Genomic DNA, 6,528 nt, shown 5'->3' with positions numbered 1-6,528 from the left:
ATATCGGCATGGTGGTGGCCGGCGGCGCCGAGGCCCAGGTGTGGCAGCCGCTGGCGGCGTGGCTGGCCGGCGCTATTCGAAGCGGACGGACAGCAACACCGGCGCGGACAGCAGGCCGTCGTAGCGCACCGTCACGGTCCCGCCCGGCACCGGCTGCGCCGGCGGACCGAACGAGCCGAGGCTGACCAGCTGCCCCGGCCGCAGCGCCTCGCCCTTTGCCGCGAGGTCTTGCGCCAGCCAGATCACCGCGTTCAGCGGATGGCCGAGGATAGCCGCACCCGGCGCCTCGGCCAGAACCTTGCCCGACCCGTCCGTGAGCGAGACCTTCATCGCCGCCAGCCGCTCGACGAAGCCGGGCTCGATCGCGATCGGCTCGCCCAGCACGCCGAGGCGGGCGCCGACATTGATCGCGGTGATCGAGGCGGCAGTCGGTTTCTCGTCCGGCGCCAGAGCGAGGTCGGCCAGCTCGATGAAAGGATACAGACCGGCGAGATGCTGCAGCACCTCGGCCGGCGTCTTCGCCTGGTTCACCCCTTCATCCGCCACGATCGCGATCAGGTCCGCCTCGACCAGCGGGCGAGCAGCGAAATCGGCCGGGATCGGCCCGTTGTGCGCCGTGACTCCGTCCCCCAGCGGAAACGGGCCGATCAGCATGCTCTCCTTGCCGTCTTTGTCCGCGGCGTACTTCACTCCAGGAAACCGCAGCATGCCCGTCAGCAGCACGCCCGCCACCGGATGGTCGACGCCCAGCCGCTCCTGCATCGCCTTGCCGGTCAGGCCGACCTTGTATCCGACCAGCGCGCCGGCATCCGGCGCGAGATCCCCGACCAGCGTCTTCTGGACGCAGGCGGCGGTGGCAGCGTCGATCCCGGCCAGCCCGGACACCACCGTTTTCGCCCGCCAGGCCGCGGCCGCGCGGGCGGCAATGGCGGCGCAATCCTCCGCCGCCAGCGCTGGCATCGTTCCCAGCACCGTGGTCAGCACCACGGCCCGCAGCAACGGCTTCCGCATCGATTCCCTCCCCTTCGCGCCGATCGGCCCGTCGTGGTTGCGCGGGCGGAACGGGCATGGCTATCGTCACCTTAGCGCAATTCGACCGGTGCGGCCCGGCCGCGCCGAACAGCATAGGGAAAGCCTCCATGGCCAATGTCGTCATCGCCGCAGCCGCGCGCACGCCGGTCGGGGCCTTCAGCGGCGCCTTCGCCGCGGTGCAGGCGCATGAGCTGGGCACCGTCGCGATCACCGCGGCGCTGGGCCGGGCCAAGGTCGACGCCGCCGAGGTCGATGAGGTGGTGCTGGGCCAGGTGCTGACCGCCGCCGCCGGCCAGAACCCGGCGCGCCAGGCCGCGGTCGCCGCCGGCATCCCGAAATCGGCCACCGCCTATGGCATCAACCAGGTCTGCGGCTCCGGCCTGCGCACCGTCGCCCTCGGCAGCCAGGCGATCGCGCTGGGCGACGCCCGCATCGTCGTCGCCGGCGGGCAGGAGAGCATGTCGCTGGCGCCGCACGCGCTGCATCTGCGCGCCGGCACCAAGATGGGCGACGCCAAGATGGTCGACACCATGATCCGCGACGGTCTGTGGGACGCCTTCAACGGCTACCACATGGGCAATACGGCGGAGAACGTGGCCCGGCAGTGGCAGATCACCCGCGAGGAGCAGGACCGCTTCGCCCTGGCGTCCCAGCAGAAGGCCGCCGCAGCGCAGCGCGAGGGCCGGTTCAACGACGAGATCGTCCCGGTCACGGTCAAGGGCCGCAAGGGCGACACGGTGATCGATGCCGACGAGTACCTGAAGCCGGACACCACGATCGAGGTGCTGGCCAAGCTGCGCCCGGCCTTCGACAAGGAGGGCACGGTCACCGCCGGCAATGCCTCCGGCCTCAATGACGGCGCCGCGGCGCTGGTGCTGATGACCGAGGAGGAGGCCGTCCGCCGCGGCATCACCCCGCTGGCGCGCATCGCCTCCTGGGCCACGGCCGGCGTCGACCCGGCGGTGATGGGCTCGGGCCCGATCCCGGCCAGCCGCGCAGCGCTGAAGAAGGCCGGCTGGACCGCCGAGCAGCTGGACCTGGTCGAGGCCAACGAGGCGTTCGCCGCCCAGGCCTGCGCCGTGAACAAGGACATGGGCTGGGACCCGGCCAGGGTGAACGTCAATGGCGGCGCCATCGCCATCGGCCACCCGATCGGCGCCTCGGGCGCCCGCATCCTGACCACCCTGCTCTACGAGATGGGCCGGCGGGACGCGAAGAAGGGCCTGGCCACCCTGTGCATCGGCGGCGGCATGGGCATCGCCCTCTGCGTCGAGCGCTGAGAGACCGCTTGGAAACGCTACTGGCGCGGCCGTCTGACGGCGGCTTCTCCGCTTCCGGTGCTCACGCACCAAATGTGCACTGCGCTCCGGTTCCCGAAGCCACCGCCAGCCGACTTGCGCCAGCGCATTTCCAAACGGTCTCTGATCTCGGCGCCTCTGCACCGAGGCGCCGTTTCCCGGGCCGCCCGCCGATCTCTCGTCGCGGCCGGCGGCCCTTCAATCCAACCCTGGGAGGACGCTATGGGACGTGTAGCGGTGGTGACCGGCGGGACGAGAGGGATTGGCGAGGCGATCTCGCTGGCCCTGAAGGAGAAGGGCTACAAGGTCGCCGCGACCTATGCCGGCAATGATGACGCCGCCCGCGCCTTCAGCGAGCGGCACGGCATCAGCGTCTACAAGTTCGATGTCGCCGATTTCGAGCAGTGCCAGGCCGCGATCGCGAAGATCGAATCCGAGCTCGGGCCGGTCGAGGTGCTGGTGAACAACGCCGGCATCACCCGCGACGGCACCATCCACAAGATGGACCGCCAGGCCTGGGACGCGGTGATCGACACCAATCTCGGCTCCTGCTTCAACATGTGCCGCTGCGTCATCGACGGCATGCGGGCGCGCAGTTTCGGCCGCATCGTCAACATCGGCTCGATCAACGGCCAGGCCGGCCAGTACGGCCAGGTGAACTATGCCGCGGCGAAGTCAGGCATCCACGGCTTCACCAAGGCGCTGGCGCAGGAAGGCGCCGGCAAGGGTGTCACCGTCAACGCCATCGCGCCGGGCTACATCGACACCGACATGGTGCGCGCCGTGCCGCCCAACGTGCTGGAGAAGATCGTCGCCAAGGTGCCGGTCGGCCGCCTGGGCAAGGCGTCGGAGATCGCCCGCGGCGTGCTGTTCCTGGTCGACGACGAGGCCGGGTTCATCACCGGCTCGACCCTGTCGATCAACGGCGGCCAGCACATGTATTGAGCGGGCCGGGGAAGGGCCGGAACCGGCCCTTCCCATCGGCGAGTTGACCGCGGCCATGAACACCGCTTAATCGGCGTCGTCACAGCGCTGACAGTGCGATACTGCGGCGAAGCGAGGGGACGTCGATGTTCCGGGGAGCCTTCAAGTATCTCGGCCGGGCCATGGCCATCGGCGCAATCCAGCACCTCGCCGACAAGGGATATCTCCGTGCCGCGGACGCAAGGCTCGACCACATCGAGGCGGCGCTGCGTGACCTGACGGGGTTTCCCCCGACGCCCCAGGCCTCGGAGGAAGCGCCCGCCGCCGGGGACGGACGGCTGATCGAGCTCGACCAGATCCCGCCGTTCCGGATGAAAACCCACGATTACGGCGATGATCAGTTCGTCTCGCGCTCGATCATCGACAGCGGCAATTGGGAGCCGCTGGAAACCGAGATCGCCCGCCGCCTGCTCCCCAATTTCAGCCTGTTCGTTGATCTGGGCGCCAATATCGGGTGGTACAGCGCCCTGGCACGACAGATCATGCCGCATGGGTCCACGGTCCACGCCTTCGAGCCCGATCCGCGCAATTTCGATCTGCTCGTCGAGAACGCCCGGGGCAACGACACGGTGCGCGTCCACACGGTCGCGGCGGCCGTGTCGGACACCATCGGCTCGGCCAGCCTCTATCACTCGGCCGGGAACCGGGGAGACCATCGACTCTACGCTTCGGACGAGGACAGGCCGTCCATCACCGTCCCGGTGACGACCCTCGATGCCTATTTCGGAGGCCGCCCCCTACCGCCCTGCCTGGTGAAGATGGACACGCAGGGCAGTGAGCCCCGCATTTTCCGAGGCGGGAAAACAGCCTTGAGCACCGGGGAGCGGCTGTCGGCCCTTCTCGTCGAATTCTGGCCCTACGGCATGTCGAATGCCGGCGAGGATATCGACGGCTTCATCACGCTCCTGTCCACCTATCCCCAGCACCCCTTCCTGATCGACCACGCCGCCCACCGGTTGCGGCCGGTTGCATGGGAGGAGCTGCGCCGGCGCAGCCTGGACGATCTGGCGCCACCCACACAGGGCTTCGTCGACCTGGTCATGGTGACGCCGGGTTCGCCCGCCTTCCTGGCCGTTGCAGGACTCATCGACGCCGGTTGACGCGGCGTTACGCCGCCTCGGCCGTGCTCTCGACCCGGTCCCGGAAGCTCTGGCCCCAGGCCTTCATGGCGTCGAGCACCGGCGCCAGCGTGCGGCCGTACTCGGTCAGCGAGTATTCCACCCGCGGCGGCACCTCGGCGAAGACCTGCCGGTGCACGATGCCGTCCATCTCCAGCTCGCGCAGCTGCAGCGTCAGCGAGCGCTGCGTCGCGCCGCCGACGGTCTTGCGCAGCTCGCCGAAGCGCTTCGGCCCGTCCAGCAGCTGGTACAGGATCACCGGCTTCCACTTGCCGCCCATGACGGCGAGCGTGACCTCGACGGCGCAGCCATAGGGCCGGCGGGCTTGGTCTCGTGGCGGCATTCTGCCTCCATAGGTGCAAAAGAGTATCCTATGGCAAGAAATGTTGCCTTCTTGCGTGAAAGCCTGCAAGCCGCAACATGGCACCCATGCCGCCGGTCCGGCGGTATCCCGACCTCATCGGAGTGTTCGAGCCATGCGCCAGTACCGCTTTCCCCGCACCGGCAGCATCGACGACCTGACCCTGGCCGAGACCGAGACGCCGGTCCCCGGCCGCGGCCAGGCGCTGGTCCGGCTGCGCGCGGCATCGCTGAATTATCGTGACCTGATGGTCGCCACCAACCGCTACGGCCGCGGCGCCCCCCGGCCAGACCTGGTGCCGCTGTCGGACGGCGCCGGCGAGGTGGTGGCGGTCGGCCCCGATGTCACCCGGGTCAAGGTTGGCGACCGGGTCGCCGGCATCTTCATGCAGAGCTGGATCGGCGGCGAGATCGACGCCGCAGACCAGGCCAGCGCACTGGGCGGCGCGGCCCACGGCGTGCTGGCCGAGCACCGCGTCTTCGACCAGGACGGGCTGGTGCACCTGCCGGACCACCTGTCCTTCGAGGAGGGCGCCGCCCTGCCCTGCGCCGGAGTGACCGCCTGGAACGCACTCTATGGCGGCCAGCATCCGCTGCAACCGGGCGAGACCGTGCTGGTGCTGGGCACCGGCGGCGTCTCGATCCTGGCCCTGCAGTTCGCCCATGCCGCCGGGGCGCGGGTGATCGCCACCTCTTCCAGCGACGCCAAGCTGGAGCAGGCGAAGGCCTTGGGCGCCGCCGATCTCATCAACTACCGCAGCCATCCGGAGTGGGAGAAGGAGGTGCTGCGGCTGACCGGCGGGCGCGGCGTCGACCATGTCATCGAGGTCGGCGGCGCCGGCACGGTGCCGAAATCGATCGCCGCCACCCGGATCGGCGGCCAGGTCCAGCTGATCGGCGTGCTGACCGCCGGCAGCCCGTTCGAGCCGACGCCGCTGATCGGCCGGTCGGTGACGCTGCGCGGCCTCTATGTCGGCTCGCGCCAGATGTTCGAGGCGATGAACCGGCACATAGCCCAGGCCGGCATCCGGCCGGTGATCGACCGCGTCTTCCCCTTCGAGCAGGCCAAGGATGCCTACCGCCATCTCGAGGCGGCCGGCCATGTCGGCAAGATCGTGATCGCGATCGGGTGACGGCTGTCGGCGGCCGGGGCTCAGCCCTCGATGGCCCCGGCCGGCCGGTCGGGGTGCGGGACAAGACGAGGCCGGCTGGCGACGCCGGCACCGAGGCCGATATCGGCGGCGAGATGCGGAGAGAGCTCCTCCGGGCGCAAGATCTCGCGGCGGGGTTCCAGACCCGCCGGCCCCCCTGCAAGGCGGCGCAGCACCGCCAGCAGCCTAGCCGGGAGGACGGTCGACACGGCGCTCATCCCGGCATCATGGCGGGCACACCCGAAGGGTGGCCGCCCGGCGCCGGCATAGCGACGCAGGCGGGGAAGATCGGAATCGTCATGGCCGGCATCCTGGCTGAAGCGGATGGGCCAAACCTGCGCCGTCCGGCCCGGCCGGACCACGCAGGGCCTCGCCGTCGTTCATAAGCCTGGCTTATACTGAGCCATGCCGACCGACAGCCTGCCCCTGCCCTCCCTGCACGCCTTCGAGGCGGCAGCGCGCCATGTCAGCTTCACCCGCGCGGCGGAGGAGCTGGGGCTGACCCAAGCCGCGATCAGCTATCACATCAAGCGGCTGGAGGAACGGCTGGGCGCGCCGCTGTTCGCCCGCCGTGGCCGCAGCCTG

General features: G+C 69.9%; 8 protein-coding genes. 5 read left to right on the top strand and 3 right to left on the bottom strand.

Annotation, left to right across the window (positions count from 1 at the left end; all coding sequences use genetic code 11):
* Positions 1–72: 72 nt before the first annotated feature.
* On the bottom strand, positions 73–1,011 hold the full coding sequence (locus tag P409_RS22595; protein ID WP_052121205.1) for a 2-keto-4-pentenoate hydratase: 939 nt from the start codon (positions 1,009–1,011) through the stop codon (positions 73–75).
* A 128-nt stretch (positions 1,012–1,139) separates the two neighbouring features.
* On the opposite strand from P409_RS22595, the gene P409_RS22590 reads away from it, so the two are divergent.
* The 3 genes from P409_RS22590 (at position 1,140) to P409_RS36380 (ending at position 4,414) form a co-directional block, all read left to right on the top strand.
* Positions 1,140–2,312 carry an acetyl-CoA C-acetyltransferase gene (locus tag P409_RS22590; RefSeq protein WP_034843993.1) on the top strand — a complete coding sequence of 391 codons (1,173 nt, stop codon included), beginning with the start codon at positions 1,140–1,142 and terminating at the stop codon, positions 2,310–2,312.
* Between the two features lie 240 nt (positions 2,313–2,552).
* A complete protein-coding gene (phbB, locus tag P409_RS22585) occupies positions 2,553–3,275 on the top strand; it encodes an acetoacetyl-CoA reductase (protein ID WP_034843992.1) in 723 nt (240 codons plus the stop codon).
* A 125-nt stretch (positions 3,276–3,400) separates the two neighbouring features.
* Positions 3,401–4,414, top strand: a complete 1,014-nt coding sequence (locus P409_RS36380; protein ID WP_052121203.1) for an FkbM family methyltransferase — start codon at positions 3,401–3,403, stop codon at positions 4,412–4,414.
* Between the two features lie 7 nt (positions 4,415–4,421).
* On the opposite strand, the gene P409_RS22575 is transcribed toward P409_RS36380, so the two are convergent.
* Positions 4,422–4,775, bottom strand: a complete 354-nt coding sequence (locus P409_RS22575; protein ID WP_034843991.1) for a winged helix-turn-helix transcriptional regulator — start codon at positions 4,773–4,775, stop codon at positions 4,422–4,424.
* A 133-nt stretch (positions 4,776–4,908) separates the two neighbouring features.
* Between P409_RS22575 and P409_RS22570 the strand changes: the two genes are divergently transcribed.
* Positions 4,909–5,925 (top strand): zinc-dependent alcohol dehydrogenase family protein, encoded by a 1,017-nt coding sequence (locus P409_RS22570; RefSeq protein WP_034843989.1) that lies wholly within the window; start codon positions 4,909–4,911, stop codon positions 5,923–5,925.
* 20 nt (positions 5,926–5,945) lie between these two features.
* Here P409_RS22570 and P409_RS22565 read toward each other — a convergent pair whose 3' ends face one another.
* Positions 5,946–6,152, bottom strand: a complete 207-nt coding sequence (locus P409_RS22565) for a hypothetical protein (protein ID WP_152613491.1) — start codon at positions 6,150–6,152, stop codon at positions 5,946–5,948.
* A 196-nt stretch (positions 6,153–6,348) separates the two neighbouring features.
* Here P409_RS22565 and P409_RS22560 point away from each other — a divergent pair.
* A partial coding sequence (locus tag P409_RS22560) for a LysR family transcriptional regulator (protein ID WP_034843983.1) occupies positions 6,349–6,528 on the top strand: 180 nt, incomplete at its 3' end.

Source organism: Inquilinus limosus MP06 (genome assembly GCF_000767795.1).
GTDB classification, from domain to species: Bacteria; Pseudomonadota; Alphaproteobacteria; order DSM-16000; family Inquilinaceae; genus Inquilinus; species Inquilinus limosus_E.
Note: the sequence above shows the minus strand (reverse complement) of the source record. Positions and strands in the feature narration are given on the sequence as shown.

Coding starts and splice junctions, on each gene's coding strand:
- P409_RS22595 (WP_052121205.1), bottom strand. CDS start 1,011: ATGCGGAAGCCGTTGCTGCGGGCCGTGGTGCTGACCACGGTGCTGGGA.
- P409_RS22590 (WP_034843993.1), top strand. CDS start 1,140: ATGGCCAATGTCGTCATCGCCGCAGCCGCGCGCACGCCGGTCGGGGCC.
- P409_RS36380 (WP_052121203.1), top strand. CDS start 3,401: ATGTTCCGGGGAGCCTTCAAGTATCTCGGCCGGGCCATGGCCATCGGC.
- phbB (WP_034843992.1), top strand. CDS start 2,553: ATGGGACGTGTAGCGGTGGTGACCGGCGGGACGAGAGGGATTGGCGAG.
- P409_RS22575 (WP_034843991.1), bottom strand. CDS start 4,775: ATGCCGCCACGAGACCAAGCCCGCCGGCCCTATGGCTGCGCCGTCGAG.
- P409_RS22570 (WP_034843989.1), top strand. CDS start 4,909: ATGCGCCAGTACCGCTTTCCCCGCACCGGCAGCATCGACGACCTGACC.